The organism is Gardnerella leopoldii, from assembly GCF_003293675.1.
GTDB lineage: Bacteria > Actinomycetota > Actinomycetes > Actinomycetales > Bifidobacteriaceae > Bifidobacterium > Bifidobacterium leopoldii.
The window spans coordinates 1,196,584-1,213,674 of sequence record NZ_CP029984.1 but is presented as its reverse complement, the minus strand read 5'-3'; the positions used below and the strand labels follow the sequence as shown (position 1 = coordinate 1,213,674).

Annotated in this window: 12 protein-coding genes; 8 read left to right on the top strand and 4 right to left on the bottom strand. The window is 42.4% G+C overall.

The window, feature by feature from the left end:
* Positions 1–49: 49 nt before the first annotated feature.
* Positions 50–892: an alpha/beta hydrolase gene (locus DOD25_RS04840; RefSeq protein ID WP_064340683.1), complete on the bottom strand. Its 843-nt coding sequence runs from the start codon at positions 890–892 to the stop codon at positions 50–52.
* 129 nt (positions 893–1,021) lie between these two features.
* Between DOD25_RS04840 and rsmI the strand changes: the two genes are divergently transcribed.
* The gene (gene rsmI, locus DOD25_RS04835) at positions 1,022–1,924 is read left to right on the top strand and encodes a 16S rRNA (cytidine(1402)-2'-O)-methyltransferase (RefSeq protein WP_064340684.1); all 903 of its coding nucleotides are present in this window, start codon (positions 1,022–1,024) and stop codon (positions 1,922–1,924) included.
* A 35-nt stretch (positions 1,925–1,959) separates the two neighbouring features.
* Here the strand turns inward: rsmI and DOD25_RS04830 are convergent, their stop codons facing one another.
* Complete coding sequence (locus tag DOD25_RS04830) at positions 1,960–2,223, bottom strand: variant leucine-rich repeat-containing protein (protein ID WP_004118480.1); 264 nt, start codon at positions 2,221–2,223, stop codon at positions 1,960–1,962.
* The gene (locus tag DOD25_RS04825; RefSeq protein WP_064340685.1) at positions 2,214–2,840 is read right to left on the bottom strand and encodes a hypothetical protein; all 627 of its coding nucleotides are present in this window, start codon (positions 2,838–2,840) and stop codon (positions 2,214–2,216) included. The genes DOD25_RS04830 and DOD25_RS04825 overlap by 10 nt, the downstream gene beginning before the upstream one ends.
* A gap of 304 nt (positions 2,841–3,144) precedes the next feature.
* Between DOD25_RS04825 and metG the strand changes: the two genes are divergently transcribed.
* Positions 3,145–5,016 (top strand): methionine--tRNA ligase, encoded by a 1,872-nt coding sequence (metG, locus tag DOD25_RS04820; protein WP_004118486.1) that lies wholly within the window; start codon positions 3,145–3,147, stop codon positions 5,014–5,016.
* A 341-nt stretch (positions 5,017–5,357) separates the two neighbouring features.
* Here the strand turns inward: metG and DOD25_RS04815 are convergent, their stop codons facing one another.
* Positions 5,358–6,797: a C1 family peptidase gene (locus DOD25_RS04815; protein ID WP_064340619.1), complete on the bottom strand. Its 1,440-nt coding sequence runs from the start codon at positions 6,795–6,797 to the stop codon at positions 5,358–5,360.
* A 562-nt stretch (positions 6,798–7,359) separates the two neighbouring features.
* Between DOD25_RS04815 and DOD25_RS04810 the strand changes: the two genes are divergently transcribed.
* The 6 genes from DOD25_RS04810 (at position 7,360) to DOD25_RS04785 (ending at position 17,085) form a co-directional block, all read left to right on the top strand.
* A complete protein-coding gene (locus DOD25_RS04810) occupies positions 7,360–8,343 on the top strand; it encodes an ABC transporter permease (protein ID WP_012914500.1) in 984 nt (327 codons plus the stop codon).
* 24 nt (positions 8,344–8,367) lie between these two features.
* Positions 8,368–9,315 carry an ABC transporter permease gene (locus DOD25_RS04805; protein ID WP_004104713.1) on the top strand — a complete coding sequence of 316 codons (948 nt, stop codon included), beginning with the start codon at positions 8,368–8,370 and terminating at the stop codon, positions 9,313–9,315.
* Between the two features lie 21 nt (positions 9,316–9,336).
* Positions 9,337–11,226, top strand: a complete 1,890-nt coding sequence (locus DOD25_RS04800; RefSeq protein WP_004104711.1) for an ABC transporter ATP-binding protein — start codon at positions 9,337–9,339, stop codon at positions 11,224–11,226.
* 323 nt (positions 11,227–11,549) lie between these two features.
* Entirely contained in the window at positions 11,550–13,292 is a 1,743-nt protein-coding gene (locus DOD25_RS04795; RefSeq protein WP_162720540.1) for an ABC transporter family substrate-binding protein, read from the top strand.
* 179 nt (positions 13,293–13,471) lie between these two features.
* Positions 13,472–15,286, top strand: a complete 1,815-nt coding sequence (locus DOD25_RS04790) for an ABC transporter ATP-binding protein (RefSeq protein WP_064340402.1) — start codon at positions 13,472–13,474, stop codon at positions 15,284–15,286.
* A 2-nt stretch (positions 15,287–15,288) separates the two neighbouring features.
* A complete protein-coding gene (locus DOD25_RS04785; protein WP_101892200.1) occupies positions 15,289–17,085 on the top strand; it encodes an ABC transporter ATP-binding protein in 1,797 nt (598 codons plus the stop codon).
* The last annotated feature ends 6 nt before the right edge of the window (positions 17,086–17,091 follow it).

Below are 17,091 nucleotides of genomic sequence, written 5' to 3'. Positions count from 1 at the left end.
TTACCAAATGGGTCGAAAAGGGAACAAACGCGGGAGTGTTGAAGTTAAATTACGCAAAAGTGCGATGCAACCAATCGCAAGCAAGCTTAACCCACTGCTGAACTTCTGGCTGAATAAATTCAGTAAGCACATTTCCGTTTTCATCGCGTTTTGCTGTTTCTTTAACTGCCAAAGCTAAGCCGTGCGGTCCTTTAGGGAACAGGTGAGCTTCAACACTTACTCCAGCTTCAACGCAAGCGTTCACAAACATTATTGAATTTTCTACTGGAACTGTTTGATCAGTAACAGTTTGCCATACAAATACAGGTGGAGTTTTGCGATCCACGTGATTTTCCAGCGAAAGTTTATTGACGAGTTCAGTTCGCTTTTCGTCGCTAACTTCTCCAAATAGACGATCGAAAGTTGGCTTATGCGCATATTTTCCAGCAGAAATAACAGGATATGCGAGCATAAGTGCATTTGGACGCACGTCATCAGCAGCATACCCGTTTGCTTCCTCAACTTCGTCGCTAACACTAGTTGCAAGGTTTGCAGCCACATGCCCTCCAGCGGAGAATCCAATAATTGCAACTTTTTGCGCATCTACGTGCCATTCTTTTGCGTTTTTGCGGATTAAGCTCATCGCTTCTGCGGCTTCTAAAAGCTGAGTTGGGTATGTGCTTGGAGTAAGCGAGTATCGCAACACAAAAGTGTGGAATCCTTCTGCAGCAAACTTCATGGCAACAGGCTCTGCTTCACGATTCGAGACGCGCAAGAAACCTCCGCCTGGCAAGATTAAAATTGCAGGACGGTTTTGCAAACCTTCGCTATCTAAATTATCGTCTAAAACATATCCAATAAGCTGCGCATTGCTTCCATCTATACTTTTTATTTTCTGATTTATAATCTTCATAGTGTCTCTTTTCGTTTCGTTTATATTGCAATTACACTAAGCATAATTCTAATCAAATACCTCGCTTTGTAAGTGCGTTCTTTTATAAATTCGTGTAGAGTTTTAAGAAGTTTTATAAGGAGATTCAAGATGTGTGACGAAGAAGATAATTTAGGTAAGGTTGTTTTAGCTGCTACGCCTATTGGGAATATGGCAGACGCTTCTGCACGATTAATTAATCTTCTTGAAACTGCTGATATTGTTGCTGCTGAAGACACGCGTAGGCTTTATGATTTAGCGAATCGCCTTGGCGTACATGTTTCTGGTAGCGTAATCGCATATCACGATCATAATGAGCGCAACAAGGCAGATGGCTTGCTAGACAAAGTTGAGCAGGGCAGCACTGTTCTTGTTGTTTCAGACGCAGGTATGCCTACCATTAACGACCCGGGTCTTGCTGTTGTTCGACGTGCAATAGAGCGCGATTTGCCTGTTACTTGCGCGCCTGGTCCTAGTGCAGTTTTAGATGCGCTTGCTCTTTCTGGATTGCCAACTGATCGCTTCTGTTATGAAGGCTTTTTGCCTCGTAAATCTGGTGAGCGTCAACAGCATTTGCGCTCGCTTAAAGCCGAGCGACGAACAATAGTATTTTATGAGGCTCCACATCGTATTGCAGAAGCAATGGAAGACATATTGGCAGTACTTGGCTCTAATCGTCCAATGGCGTTATGCCGTGAACTTACAAAAGATTTTGAGGAAATTCGTCGTGGAACTGTGCAAAGTATTCACGATGGTGTTTTAGCGGATCCTCCTCGAGGCGAAATAGTTTTAGTTATCGGTGGTGCAAGTGACGAAGAAGTACAGTCTGAAAGCACAGATTTAAGCATTGATGCTCTTGCAAAGCTTTCGCTTGAATGTGCAGATTCCGAAGGCTTGCGCATAAAAGAAGCCATTACGAAAGTAGTAAAAGAGCATCCGTTTGCTGACGGATCTTTTGCTAATCGTAAGCAAGTTTACGCGTCTTGTCTTGAGCATAAACCTGATCAAAAATAAGATTTCTGCTTTTGCTACTATTTTTTTTTTGCTTTCTATTCATTGCTGTCATACGCAGAAAATAGCACTTCAAAACTGTAACGAACGTCAGGACCGCCTTGTTGAGAAATATATTCTAAGATTTGTGCGTCTGCCGAAGGGTTTGCAATAATCCATTTGCGAAGTTCTGGTATTTTTTGCGCGATATACCATAGCACTTCCGTTTTTGTTGCAGGGTCGATAGCAACATATGGCGTGAGTATTATAGGTGGTTTTGGAGGGCTGCTTGTTTTAGTTGCATAAGAGTTCTTTATTTCCATGGTTTGTTTGCTTCTTTCGCAATGTTTCGTATCCAATTTCTTGCATGTATTGAGCCTGGGAAATATGGGTTTCCGTCAATAGTACGTTTGCATTTTCGCAAGTCAATGCTGTATTTAGATATCAATAAGTGAGCAATATCTTTTCTATAAGGTTCGTACTCTTCGTTTTCGCTTGGAGTGTACGCTAAATCGCAAATTGTTCGTTCTGGCGTTGTTATTCTAATTTTTCCAAGTATTACGTATTCTTCATTGTTTAAGTGTCTTCGAAATGCTCGGATTGCATGGCCGTGCGGCTTTTTTCTTCTATGCCCATAATCAATAACATCTATATTTTCAGGAAAATTGCCTCCTATCCAAACCCATGCTGCAGTAAATAAGCAGGCTATGCTTTCTGTAGGTATAAGATTGCTCACAATATTACTTCTTCCTTGAGTGGAAATAGCTGCTTTATTTGAATATCCTGCATTTAAATCAAGCCTATTGAATACGCCAATTTGAGAAAGTTTTTTCATGCACATTGGGCCTGGTAAATGGTTGTCGTCAAGTAATTCCGGGAATTGTGTTTGTGTTTCTTCGCAAATATCCAATAAATCGCGTATGTTTTGTTGTTTTTTCAATTTTCCTCAATCCTTTCTTTTTGCATATTTATTTTTTAGCGCGACTATTTACAATGTGTATCGCACATATTGTTGTTTTTCTAACGCATATTTTGTAATTCATGCTTTGTAGTGAATAAGTTTCGTAATGCATAAGTTGAGATTATGTTTATATTTGCTTCAATTCCAGGCTGGTTTTATAACTTGTGGATATGTGGATGAACTCGTGTGAGGCTTGTTATTCAGCGTGTTTTCTCGTATATTTTGGGATTCTTTTTGCAATGTTCTTATGTACTGTCCGCGTTGAACAAGATAATAATTGTCTATGAGTCATATTTTGGTGAATGTTGCTTGGCCGTATGCTAACGGCCCTCGTCATATTGGTCACGTTGCAGGTTTCGGGGTTCCGTCGGACGTGTATGCGCGTTACGAGCGCATGAAAGGTAATGACGTATTAATGGTGTCTGGCACGGATGAGCACGGCACACCTATTTTGGTTGAAGCAGATAAGGAAGGCGTTTCTGCACAAGAGCTTGCTAATCGTTATAATCGTGTGATTACTAAGGATTTGTGCGATTTAGGTTTGAGCTACGATTTGTTCACGCGTACTACTACTGCAAATCACGAGCATGTTGTGCAAGAAATGTTCCGTCAGTGCTTAAAGAACGGCTATATTTACAAGGGCACTCAGAAGGTTGCTATTTCTCCTTCCACTGGTCGTACTTTGCCAGATCGTTATATTGAAGGCACATGCCCATTGTGTGGCGCAGATGGTGCTCGTGGCGATCAATGTGATGCTTGTGGAAACGAGCTTGATCCGGATGAGCTTATTAATCCAGTTTCTAAAATTAATGGTGAAACTCCGCGCTTTGAAGAAACTGAACATTATTTCCTAGACCTGCCTGCTTTGGCTGAGGCGAATGTTAATTGGCTTCATTCTCGCGAAGGTTGGCGCACGAATGTTATTAATTTCTCGCTTGGATTATTTAATGAAGTAAAGCCGCGAGCTATTACGCGCGATATTGATTGGGGTATTCCTGTTCCTGTTGAAGGATGGATTGATAATCCGAATAAGCGTCTGTATGTGTGGTTTGACGCTGTTATTGGATACTTGTCTGCATCTATTGAATGGGCTCGTCGACAAGGCAAGCCAGACGCTTGGCGTGATTGGTGGTGTGATCCTAAGTCTCCTGGATACTACTTCATGGGCAAAGATAACATTACTTTCCATTCTCAGATTTGGCCTTCGGAAATGCTTGCCTACAACGGTGCTGGTTCTAAAGGTGGTGAGGCTGGCGTTTATGGTCCATTGAACATGCCTGAACAGGTTGTTGCTTCTGAGTTCATGACTATGGAAGGCAAGAAGTTCAGCTCTTCGCGCGGAATCGTGATTTATGTGAAGGATATTTTGGCGCGTTACCCTGTAGATGCTGTGCGTTACTACATTTCTATTGCTGGTCCAGAAAATTCTGATGCTGATTTTACTTGGGCTGAGTTTGCTCGCCATAATAACGAAGAGCTTGCTGCAAGCTGGGGTAATCTTGTCAATCGTGTGGCAAATCTTATTAATAAGAACTTTGGTGTAATCCCTCCTCTTGACGAAGATTCTATGACTGCAATGGATCGCGCTCTTCTCGATCAAACTTCTGATGCTTTTGCTTTGGTCGGTAGTTTGATTGAGCGTCATCGTCAGAAGAATGCTCTTACTGAAGCAATGCGAGTAGTTGCGGATATTAATAAATATATTTCTGCAACTGAGCCTTGGAAAATTAAAGATGATGAGGCTCGCCTTGGTACTGTGTTGCATGTTGCAGCTCAGGCTGTTTCGGATGCTAATCATCTGCTTGCGCCATTCTTGCCTCATGCAGCTCAAAAAGTTTGGGAAGCACTTGGTGGCACTGGCGTATTCTCGCCTTTGCCTCATATTGAAGAAGTTGAAGATTTGGATAATCCAGACTTCAAGTATCCGATTATTACGGGCGATTATCGCTTGGGGGAAACTGTTCATCCTTGGGAGAGTGAGGAGTTGGTAGCAGGTACGCCTGTGCCTAAGCCAAGTCCTATTTTTGCCAAGATTCCAAAAGAAGCAGTTGAGGAGGAGCTTGAGCGTTTCGCATCTGCCTTGTCCGAGCGTCAGCGTGTCGAGGCAGAAAGACTTGCTGCAGCAAAAAAATCTTTGGAAAATAGTGAGAAATAGGTTGAAATTTTCAATAAATAAATTATAAAATTAGAAAACATAGCAAATGGTTCTCTAAAAGAAAATATTTTAAGGAAATTTTAAGGAAAAACTCTTTTCTTTGGACGAATGTTTAGCTATACTAACATGTGTTAATGGTTCGCCATTAGCGAGGTTCGTTTTCGAACCCCATAATTGAAACCTTCTTCTCTCTTTCTCTCTGCCCCGGCGGGTTTCTCTTCCCGCCGGGCTTCTTTTTAATTTATGAAAAATAAAAAATAAATAAAACAACAATAAAAGCGCAGACTGCAAAAGCAATCTGCGCTCACACGGTTACCAAACTTAATTTTAATGGTAACTATTTAACGGCAACGCTTCGAAAGTGGCGCCCATGGTTCAAGCATTACTGGTTCTTGATCCAATACAGCTAAAGTTTCTTTGTCAAGGTACTTTTTGTTGATGATTATTTCGTTCACATAACGATCGAACCACTCTGCTGAGCCAACATAATAGCCGTCTTCGCCAGCATCCTTGCCCCAGCTGTTCTCGATCTTCCAGCGATCTGGATCGCCATCTTTATTAAGATTTACGCCAGTGAATGTCATTGCGTGATTTCCTGGGCAATCCATATATTCCAAACCGTGAGCTTTATCGAATGTAAACTTCACATCAAACAATTCATCTACGCGCACAACTGCAGGATCGAAGAATCCACTGTCACGCAAGGAGAACTGTGTGCAATCGCATGCAAACCAGATTGGATGACCATCTTTTAATTGGTCTACAGCTGCTTTTTTGAATACATCGAGAGGAACGTTAACAAATTCCATTTCCTTTGTTTCAGCTACGTTGGTGCTGTACTTGAATTGGTAGAGCTTGTTGAATGGTGTGCGTTCCATAGGCGCGTTGCATATTGTTACGAAGTCGTTTACGTCAACTGGGACGTACTTCTTTGCGAACTCAAGTGGAGTAATTCCATATTCACAAATCATTGGACGCTCATCTTTGCCGGTTTTTGGCTTGTCAGCTTTGCTGGTTTTCTCGCTATCTTTCTTGGTTTCGTCTTTTTCGCCGTCCTTCTTATCGTCGTCATCTTTAGTTCGCGCGAAGAAGTCAAACTGTGCAGGTGGTTCACCCAGGGCAATAGTTGTCATGCGATAAACGGTTTCCAAATCGCGAACTTTCATTTCGCGCAATTCTTCCAAAGAAGTTCCGTTCTTATGAGCTTCACGCAATTCGTATGCAAACTCGCGCAACTTGGTATTGATGTACTGTACGAATGCATCAGAGTCGACTGAGTTCTGTGAATCTGGATATGCACTCTTTGGCACAAGTCCGTACTTGTTTACCAAGTTGACGAACATTTGCCACCAGCCGCCGTCATCGATTGGACCATAGTTAATGCTCTCAAAAAGTCGGCTATTAACATCTTCATCAAGTGTTGAAAGCACATTTTCCAAATAAGCGTTTGCTTTTTCAATCTTGTCCCAGAAGAATAGGTAGCTTTCTGAAAACTCAAAGTCGTCTAAATTCCACTTATGCATTACTTCGTATCGCAAAGTATTAAGTGAGGCGAACATCCAGCAGCGTCCGGAGCGCTTCTGATTGGTAATGCTGCCTTGTTTTAATTCTATTGAGAATTCGCGAGGAAGAGCACGCTTGCCTTGGTAGCTTGTTGCGGCTTTAAGTACACCATTTGTTACTGCTGCATTCGCGGCGAGAAGATTTGCGCGCTGTTCGTTAAAATGTTTGGAATAATTTTTTACATGTTCCAGAGTTACGGCTTTGATGTTTTCAGCCATGAGCTTATTCATTCTCCTTTTAGAGTTGAAAGTACGAATAAAAAATATTGTATACTGCTCAATGTCTCGCGTGTGTTTCTTGTCTATGCCTATTTTCGGCATTTGCTTGAATACTATTAATTATTTTAGTAAAACTACAATTTTTTCGGTAAATATTCAGTTTTTGTAATTAAATTTTGAATTTATTATATTTGCTTATAAAACGTATTTTGTATGTATAAAAATACTTTTTTGATTTTAAAATACATATCTTTGTGTAAAAATATAGCTAGAAATCACTGATATTTTGCGCTTTTTTGCATGTTTAGATATGTATAATATAACTTATATATACGAAATTTTTCCCTTGGATATTGAGAAAAGTGCTGTGCAAAAATATTTTCTGTTTGTCTCTTTGTACATAGCTTGGCTAAAAATATACTAATTATGTGTCCGGATTGACAAGGGTCGATTCAAACACGCCTTTTTCAAGGTCGAGTGTTAGATCGGCAATACTGTAAATCACAAGATTTATGGATGCCGAATGGAGGTAAAAAATGGCTAGTCGTAGAAAAGAGTCACAATGATACGATACATCGTTAAACGATGCCTGAATTATGTGGTGATGTTGTTTGTTGCCGTATCCATGACGTATTTCTTGACAAGTGCTTTTATGAGACCGCGTTCGAACTACATGTCTAGGCATCCGCATCCACCTATTGCATCAATCAACCGTTCTTTGGATTTGGCAAATATTAACGACCAGACTCCAGTGTTTACTCGTTATTGCCGTTGGATTTACAACATTTTTACTAAGTGGGATTGGGGATTGAGCCCAGATCAGGCTCCAGTTGGTCCGGCAATTATGTCTCGTATTGGCGCATCTGTTCAGCTGGTTACTGGCGCTACAATTCTTGGCATTGTTCTCGGTGTTAGCGTTGGTGTTTACACTGCTATCCGTCAGTACAAGTGGCAAGATAGAGTTCTTAATTCCACCGCAACCTTCCTGCTGGTTGTTCCTGCAGCAGTTTTGGGTTTGATGGTTGTGCTTGCTGCTATTAGCATTAACCGCGCAACAGGCGTGCGACTTTTCTACGTTACTGGTTTGCACTCTTACCAGGGTTCTGACCCGTTCATGTTCCTTCTTGACTTCCTTCAGCATTTGATTTTGCCGACGATTGTTATGACAATTCCTGGCATGGTTGGGTATCATTTAACGCAGCGCACGTATCTTCTCGATACTATGAATGCTGATTACGTTCGTACGGCTCGCGCTAAGGGCTTACCTTTGAATTTGGCTATTCGCCGCCACGCTTTGCGTACTTCTTTGATTCCAACAGCTGTTGACGTCGCCTTCTCTATTGCAGGCGTGTTTACGGGTGCTGTGATTACTGAAACCGTGTTTGCTATTAACGGTCTTGGTAGCTACTTCGTTCAGACCATTATGCAGAACGATATTAACGGTTCTGTTGCTATTGCAGCGTTTGGTGCTGTATGTACCTTAGTTGGTGCTCTGCTTGCAGATATCTTCTCTGCTTGGCTCGACCCACGTATTCGTTTGAACTAGCAGAACAGTGTAGGTGAATTTGATATGAATAAAAAAGATGTATCTTCAAAACCTCAAGAGTCTGCTGCAGATAGAAAAGCTACTGCTGGTGCCTGGGGCAACTTTAAACGCACTGGTAAGATGACGCTTTATACGCGTCGATTCTTCCGTCGCCCGTCTGCAGTTGTGGGCTTGGTTATGCTTGTAATTTTGATTCTTTTTGCTTTGTTTGGCTCAAAGATTTCAAAGTGGAGCTACGACGAACCAGACTTTTCTTCTCTAGCAACTCCTCCTTCTGCAGAGCATTGGCTTGGCACTACGCCAGGCGGTTCAGACATGTACGCAATGGTTGTGCGCGGACTTGGCCGTTCACTTTCCATTGGTATTGTTAGTTCTATTACCATTACAGTTATTGCTGCTTTGGTTGGTACTGCCATTTCTTACTTCGAAGGATGGTTTGAGCAGGTTGGTATGTGGCTTTTGGACATGCTGCTGATTGTTCCTTCCTTCCTGCTGATTGCTTTAATCATTAGTGCTTCTAGTGGTGGTAGCGATTGGCTGTGGTTGGCATTTGGCTTAACAGCTTTTGGTTGGATTGGTTACGCTCGTACTCTTCGTACGTTGACTTTGAGCTTGCGCGAACGTGAGTATGTTCGTGCAGCTAAGTTCGAGGGCGTTTCTTCGTTCCGCATTATTGTGCGCCACTTGGTTCCAAACTTGGGTTCTGTATTGATTATTAACACGGTTCTTGGTGTTATTGGTGCGATTAACGGCGAAACTGCTTTGAGCTTCTTGGGCCTTGGTATTAAGGCTCCGGATACTTCTCTTGGTACTTTGCTTAATGCTGGCCAAAGCGTTGTGCAGACTTCTCCGTGGGTGCTTTTGGTGCCGTCTGCAGTGCTTGTTTTGCTAACCTTCTCCGTGCAGCTTATTGGTGACGGTTTGCGTGATGCCATTGATCCATATTCTAGGTCTGTTGGTAAGGCCGACTAACGAGCGTTTGGAGTGATAAACATGACTGATATTGCAAATAACGCTATTAAGGAAGAAACCACGATGGAAGATCAAAACAACGAACCGTTGCTTTCAGTACGCGACTTGCAAGTTAGCTTCGCTTCTGAAGCTGGTACTGTGCATGCTGTGCGCGGAATGAATTTTGATTTGTACCGCGGAAAGACTATTGGTATCGTTGGCGAGTCCGGTTCCGGTAAGTCGGTTACTTCTTTGGCTGTGATGGGCTTACTCGATAAGAATGCTAGTGTTAAAGGTTCGGTTAAGTATAAGGGCGAGGAGCTTCTTACTAAAACTGATCTTGAGATGAGTAAGATTCGTGGCAAGAATATTGCCATGGTTTTCCAGGATCCTCTTTCTGCTTTAACTCCAGTTTTCTCTATTGGTGATCAGCTTAAGGAAGCTTTGGTTATTCATAACCCGGACATGAGCGAAGAGCAGATTCGCGAGCGTTCTATTGAATTGCTTGATTTGGTTGGTATTACTAAGCCGGCTGAGCGTTTGAAGGCTTTCCCTCACGAGTTTTCTGGTGGTATGCGCCAGCGCGTGATGATTGCTATGGCAATTGCTAACGATCCGGATATTATTATTGCAGACGAGCCTACTACCGCTTTGGATGTGACTATTCAGGCTCAGGTTTTGGAAGTTTTGAAGAAAGCTCAGCGCGAAACCGGCGCTGCAATGATTTTCATTACTCACGATTTGGGCGTAATTGCTGGCGTTGCAGACGAAGTTATTGTTATGTACGCGGGCCATTTGGTTGAGCATAATAGCGTTGAGGAGATTTTTGCTCACCCAACTCAGCCGTACACTATTGGCTTGTTGGGCGCTGTTCCTCGCGTTGATCAAAAGCGCACTCGTCGTTTGACTCCAATTTCTAAGCCGACTATGGATATGCTTATGGCTGAAGAAGAGAGCGGCGACGACAGCACTATGATTGGTCTTGAAGCGGAAAGCGAAACTGTTCGCTCGCTGCTTCATGCGGAAACCGAAAAGCCAATTAAGCCAATGTTTGAAGGCATTCCTCGTGAGCAACGAAAAGTTGTTTTGGATGTTAAGAACTTGGTTAAAACATTCCCAATTACTAGCGGCGGCTTCTTGCGACGTAAGGTTGGCGAAGTTCGCGCGGTTGATGGTGTGAGTATTGAGGTTCGTGAAGGCGAAACTGTGGCTTTGGTTGGCGAGTCTGGTTCTGGTAAGTCCACGACTTTGATGGAGATTATGGGCTTGAAGAAGCCTGAGTCTGGTTCTATTACAGTTTTTGGTACTGAGTTGAACGATAAGTTGACTCGTGAGCAGCGTCGCGAACTTCGTTCTAAGATTCAGTACGTGTTCCAGGATCCAATGAGTTCTCTTGATCCTCGTATGCTTGTTTACGATATTTTGGCCGAGCCTTTGCTTGTGCAAAAGAAGTCGAAGGAAGAAATTCGCCAGCGTATTGCTGAGCTTATGCAATTGGTTGAGTTGAATCCTGATCAAGTTGATCGCTTCCCAACGCAGTTCTCCGGCGGCCAGCGTCAGCGTATCGCTATTGCTCGCGCTTTGGCTGTGAATCCTAAGCTTTTGCTTCTTGATGAGCCAGTTTCGGCTTTGGATGTTTCTATTCAGGCTGGAATTATTAACTTGCTTGAAGATTTGCAAGACAAGTTGGGTGTTGCTTACTTGTTCGTGGCGCATAACATGGCTGTTGTTCGACATATTTCTAGCCGAATTGCTGTTATGTATCACGGTCGAATTGTTGAATCTGGTGAAACGGATGAGGTGTTTGATAATCCAAAGCACCCTTACACTCAGGCTTTGATTAGCGCTGTGCCAATTCCGGATCCTACAATTGAGAAGAACCGTAAGCGTATTATTCTTTCTGAAGAAGATAATTTTGACGATGTTAGGTAATTCATGACTTGTTGATTTTAGTTAATCTTCATCAACCTGAATAAATTACTTAGTCGCGCATGTTTATTACAACATGCGCGACTTTTTATTGTGTAACATAAATTTAAAAAACGTAATATATTTTGTTTTTTATCCAAAATAAACTAAAAAATTTTCTGTTTTGCTCATTATAGATAATAAATTATTCTTTTTTGACTAATTTTCATAAAGTTGAAAAGAAAAAAATCAATATTTTGTGAAAACGATTTGTCGAATGTCATAGAGTTGTATATACTCATACAACATACCGGAAGACGGACATCATCCGGGGAATGAGAGGAATCATGAAAAATACAAATGCAGGTAAACTGACTGTATTTGCCGCAGCTGCACTTTCTGTTGCAATGCTGCTCGGCGCTTGCGGCGGTGCTACTAACAATGCTGGTAAAGCAGGTATGACTGAAGAGCCAGCTGCTGGTGTTGACACTTCTTACACTGGCGAACTTCCAATGCCAGATGTCAACAAGCGTTACGATAATCCACAGTCACGTGACAACGTTAAGGACGGCGGCACTTACACCGTTGCTCTTCCTGTTCTCGGCCCAAACTGGAATTACGCTTCTAACGACGGTAACTCTGGTTACATGGCTACTTTGTGGGGCTTCTACCAGCCAAATCTTATGGCTTATGACACCGTTAAGGGTGAGAAGCTTAAGTACAACCCTGACTACATCACTTCCGTTAAGAAGGTTAGCGATAAGCCACTTGTTGTTCAGTACAACTTGAACCCAAAGGCCAAGTGGAACGACGGCACTGATATTGATTACACCGCATTTAAGGCTACTTGGCAGGCTTTGAGCGGCAAGAATAAGGAATACTCCGTCCCAAGTACTGAAGGCTATGACTGCATCAAGAGTGTTGAACAAGGTTCCACTCCAAAGCAGGTTGTAGTGACTTATGAGAAGCCATGCGCAACATGGGAAGTGCTTTTCGCTCCACTGGTTCATCCAAAGGCCGGTGACGTTAAGACCTTCAACCAGGGTTGGGTGAACAATCCTCACAATGAGTGGGGTGCAGGTCCATTCCAGATTGAGTCCGCAACCGAAAATCAGGTTGTTTTCACCCGCAATCCAAAGTGGTGGGGTAAGAAGGCAAAGCTCGATAAGGTTGTTGTAAAGCGTATGGAAGATACTGCAGCTTTGAACGCTTTCCAGAACGGTGAAATCGATGCTGTAACCGATAGCATTTCTGCTAAGGACGCAATCAAGTCTGCTCGTAGCGTTAAGGGCGCTCAGCTGCGTTACGGCTACAGCACCAAGGTTCGCGTGCTTAACTTCAACGCTAAGTCCAAGCCACTTAACGAGCTTGCAGTTCGTAAGGCTGTTGTTCAGGCATTCGACGTTGCTACCTACAACAAGATTCAGTTCCAGGGCATGAACTGGAAGAGCGAGCAGCCAGGTTCTGAGCTTCTCTCCATGTTCCAGGCTGGCTACAAGAACAATCTTCCTGCTGACGGCAAGTACAACACCGAAAACGCTAAGAAGACCCTTGAAGCTGCTGGCTACAAGATGGGCAAGGATGGTTACTATGAGAAGGGCGGAAAGACTCTTGAAATTTCCTTCACCTTCTTCGGCGATGATTCTACTCAGGCAGCTCTTGCTAACGCATTCCAGGCCATGATGAAGAAGGCTGGAATTAAGTGCAAGACTGTGAACCATGCTGTTGCTAAGTTCTCCGAGGTTGTTGCTTCGCACGAGTACCAGGTGCTTCCATTGGCATGGCAGTCCCAATCTCCATTGAGCTTCTTGTCTGCAGCAAGCCAGGTTTACAAGTCTGATAGCGATTCCAACCTCGGTCTCGTTGGCAATAAGAAGATTGATGCTATGCTCAACAAGATTGGCAAGACCTACGATTACAAAGAACAGACTGATTATGCAAACAAGGCAGAGTCTGCAGCTCTCGCACTCTACGGAACTCTTCCAGTTTCTGCTCCTCCTATTTACCAGGTGTTCAAGAAGGGCTTTGCTAACAACGGCCCTGCTGGTTACGCAACCACCTACCCAGAGGATATGGGCTGGCAGAAGTAAGTAAATTTGTAGCGATAATTCGCGCAAGTTTACTAAGCTGATTGCTTAACTTATAGCATGTGGCGTGTAGTCTTTTGGCTACACGCCACATCTTTTTGTGTATGCTAATGTGAGAAAATAGTATTAATTTAAAATTAAGTCTCAAAAAGCAAAATCGGAAACAAAGGAGAAGCTGGCGCATGTATGTGAATCCAAATAAATGCAAAGATGCGAGTAACGTGCGCTGGGTATTGCAATACTGTAAGCCGGATATGTGGAAAGTTTGGCTTGCTATTTTTCTATTTATTATCAATGACACGATGGCAATGGCAATGCCGTTGCTTTCGGGCTTTATTGTAGACAAAATCATTATTGGCAAACAGCATAATTTGCTTATAAGCGTATGCGTTTTGATGGTAGCAATGATGATTGTTCGCGTTGGCTCAAGGTATATTTACCAGCTTTTAATGGAAAAGTTTGGTCAAAATGCCGTGTATCGCCTGGTGAGCGACGAGTACGAAAAACTTCATTCTCTCGATTTTACGTACTTTAATCACACTCGCACAGGCGACATTATGAGTCGTATGACATCGGATACTGACGCGATTCGCCATATTTTAAGTTGGGTTTCGTATATGGCGTTAGATTGTGTAGTAATGTTCGTGTTAGCGCTGGTTATAATGTTTTCAATTCAGTGGAAGCTCGCTTTAGCGCTTATGTCAATTACGCCATTTTTGTTTCTGCTCGCAAAAATTATGGGCAAAAAAGCTAGACCGAAATTCCTTGCAATTCGTGAATCCTTTGCGCGCATGAATTCAATGGTGGAAGAAAATATCGAAGGGAATCGCGTAGTAAAAGCTTTTGTGCGTGAGGATTACGAAACTAAGAAATTCGATAAGTGCAACGAAGACTACTTTAATCGCAATATTACGCTTGCAAAAAATACTCAAAAATACATGCCTTGGCTTGATGGCATGGGTTTTGTGCTTGAGCTTATAACAGTTGGTTTCGGCGGATGGCTTGTTTTGAATGGCAACATGACTTTAGGTACATTCGTCACTTTTAACAGCTTCCTTTGGATGCTACACATGCCTGTACGAATGGTGGGCTGGCTTATTAATGATTGGCAGCGTTTTAACGCAGGATGCGTGAATATTCGCAAACTTCTTACGCAAGAATCGCATATTAGACATCCAAAAGAATCGGACGAAACCGTTAAAATTAGAGGTAAAATTACTTTTGAGCATGTTGATTTTTCATTCCCAGACGATCAAGACTCTCCAATCTTAAAAGATATTGATTTAGACATTCCTGCTGGAAGCAAACTGGGTATTCTTGGTGAAACTGGTTCCGGCAAATCAACTCTCGTAAGTCTTATAGCAAGATTCTATGATCCTACGCGTGGTCGTGTTTTAATTGACGGAAAAGACGTGCGCGAATGGCCGTTAGAAACTGTTCGTAACCAAGTTAGCATAGTTGCGCAGGAAACATTCCTATTTTCGGACACTATTGCAGGAAATATTAGTTTTGGATTACCTCAAACTAAAGAAAATTGTAAGGAATTAGATAATACCATTCGCACGATGGCAACAATTGCTGCAGCAGACGATTTTATTATGGATATGCCAGAAGGTTATGAAACAGTAGTAGGCGAGCGCGGGGTAGGTCTTTCTGGTGGGCAAAAGCAGCGTTTGAGCTTAGCTAGAGCGTTGGCAAATAATCCTGCAATCTTGATTATGGACGATACAACTTCTGCTGTAGATATGGAAACGGAAGAGCATATTCAGCAGGAGCTGAAAAAGCTTGATGGCACGCGCACAATAATCACTATTGCGCACAGAATTTCATCCGTTAAAGATGCAGACATGATTGTTGTGCTAGATCACGGGAAAATTGTTGAACGTGGCACGCATGCTCAGCTTGTTGCGGCGCACGGGAGGTATTGGGAGATCTATAGAAAGCAACTTGGCTTTAAAACTGGCAGGTCTGCAGGATTCGAAACGAAGGGGGAGTAGAAATGGCACAACGTAATACTTATCGTGAAGACGAAGCTCAAGAAGAACACATAAATGTGCACGAGCTTATGCGCGTTAGAAAATATATGAAGCCGTATGCTACTAAACTTCTATTCGTAATTATGGTAGTTATTAGCGGCAGCATAATTATGACAGCGATGCCAATGATTACAAAAACGCTAATCGACGTTGTATTGCCTCAGAAAAACGTCAATTATTTATATACAATTATTGCAGTATTTGCAGTGCTCATTATATTGTATGAACTCGGTTTAGCATACAGAACTTTAGCGATTACACGCATCGGCCAGATGATAATCAAAGACATGCGTCGCGATATTTTTACGCATGTGCAATCACTGTCTTTTGATTATTTTGATTCGCGTCCGCATGGGAAAATTCTGATTCGCATTGTAAACTACATCAATACGCTTTCTGACACGCTTTCATCCGGTTTAATTAACGTATTTTCTGACGTTTTTGTGCTTATTATTACATTAATAACAATGTTTGTTATAGATTGGCGAATGGCTTTGTGGAGCTTGGCGCTATTCCCAATATTTATAATTTGGACGCGAACTTTACAAATTTTGCAAAGAAAAGCGTCTAAAAAGTTATCAAATAAACAAAGTAATTTAAATGCGTATTTGCACGAATCAATCGCAGGAGTAAAAACAACGCAAACTTTTGCGCGAGAAGCTATGGCATACACTACTTTTCAAGAGCAACAAGCAGAAGTAAGAAGTGCTTGGATGCGAAACGTTAGAGTGCAAATGTTACTTTGGCCTGGTGCTTCAATTATTGAGACTGCAGCAATAGCGCTTTTGTATTACGCTGGCATAGCAAACTTAGGTGCAATGAACGTGAGCACGGGAACGCTTATAGCATTCGTTTGGTACTCGACTACTTTCTGGGATCCAGTAGTAAATATTGGTAATTTTTACACGCAGCTCGTAACATGCTCAGTATATTTGGAGCGAATTTTTGAAACTCTAAGAATTAAGCCAAATATTGTAGACAAGCCGGAGGCTCAAGAATTGCCGCAAATTAGCGGCAAAATTGATGTAAACGATGTTGTGTTCCGTTACGAAGAAGACGGAAGGCCAATATTGAACTTGGTTGATTTGCATGTTAATCCTGGTACTACTGTAGCTCTTGTGGGGCCTACTGGCGCAGGAAAAACAACTCTTGTAAGTCTTCTTTCTAGATTCTACGACGTTTCAGAAGGCTCGATTACTATAGACGGGTACGATGTACGTTCAGTAACGCTCGCATCTCTTAGAAAACAAATGGGAGTAATGCTACAAGATAGCTTTATTTTCAGTGGAACCGTACGCGAGAACATCCGTTATGGGAAGCTCGATGCCACTGATGAAGAAATTGAGAATGCAGCGCGCGCAGTTCATGCTCACGAATTTATTGAAGGATTACCGAACGGATACGATACTGAAATTGAAGAGCGCGGAGCCACTCTTTCTGCAGGTCAGCGTCAGCTTATATCGTTTGCGCGAGTATTGCTTGCGAATCCGCGAATTCTTATTCTAGATGAGGCAACAAGTAATATTGATACTCGTACAGAAGAAGCATTACAGGCAGGATTAGCTCAATTACTTAAAAATCGCACATCTTTTGTAATAGCGCATAGGCTTTCGACGATTGAGAATGCGGATTTGATTTGTGTAATCGATCATGGAGAAATTGTTGAAAAAGGCACTCATAACGAGCTTATGGAGGCAAGAGGAGCGTATTATCGTCTTGTAAAATCGCAATATGATGCAATTCGCAAAGCAGTTTTATAAATACTT

Bases quoted from the DNA above. Each gene is read 5' to 3' on its own strand.
- DOD25_RS04790 (WP_064340402.1), top strand. From the start codon at position 13,472: ATGTATGTGAATCCAAATAAATGCAAAGATGCGAGTAACGTGCGCTGG.
- metG (WP_004118486.1), top strand. From the start codon at position 3,145: ATGAGTCATATTTTGGTGAATGTTGCTTGGCCGTATGCTAACGGCCCT.
- DOD25_RS04810 (WP_012914500.1), top strand. From the start codon at position 7,360: ATGATACGATACATCGTTAAACGATGCCTGAATTATGTGGTGATGTTG.
- DOD25_RS04785 (WP_101892200.1), top strand. From the start codon at position 15,289: ATGGCACAACGTAATACTTATCGTGAAGACGAAGCTCAAGAAGAACAC.
- DOD25_RS04795 (WP_162720540.1), top strand. From the start codon at position 11,550: ATGAAAAATACAAATGCAGGTAAACTGACTGTATTTGCCGCAGCTGCA.
- rsmI (WP_064340684.1), top strand. From the start codon at position 1,022: ATGTGTGACGAAGAAGATAATTTAGGTAAGGTTGTTTTAGCTGCTACG.
- DOD25_RS04805 (WP_004104713.1), top strand. From the start codon at position 8,368: ATGAATAAAAAAGATGTATCTTCAAAACCTCAAGAGTCTGCTGCAGAT.
- DOD25_RS04830 (WP_004118480.1), bottom strand. From the start codon at position 2,223: ATGGAAATAAAGAACTCTTATGCAACTAAAACAAGCAGCCCTCCAAAA.
- DOD25_RS04815 (WP_064340619.1), bottom strand. From the start codon at position 6,797: ATGGCTGAAAACATCAAAGCCGTAACTCTGGAACATGTAAAAAATTAT.
- DOD25_RS04840 (WP_064340683.1), bottom strand. From the start codon at position 892: ATGAAGATTATAAATCAGAAAATAAAAAGTATAGATGGAAGCAATGCG.
- DOD25_RS04800 (WP_004104711.1), top strand. From the start codon at position 9,337: ATGACTGATATTGCAAATAACGCTATTAAGGAAGAAACCACGATGGAA.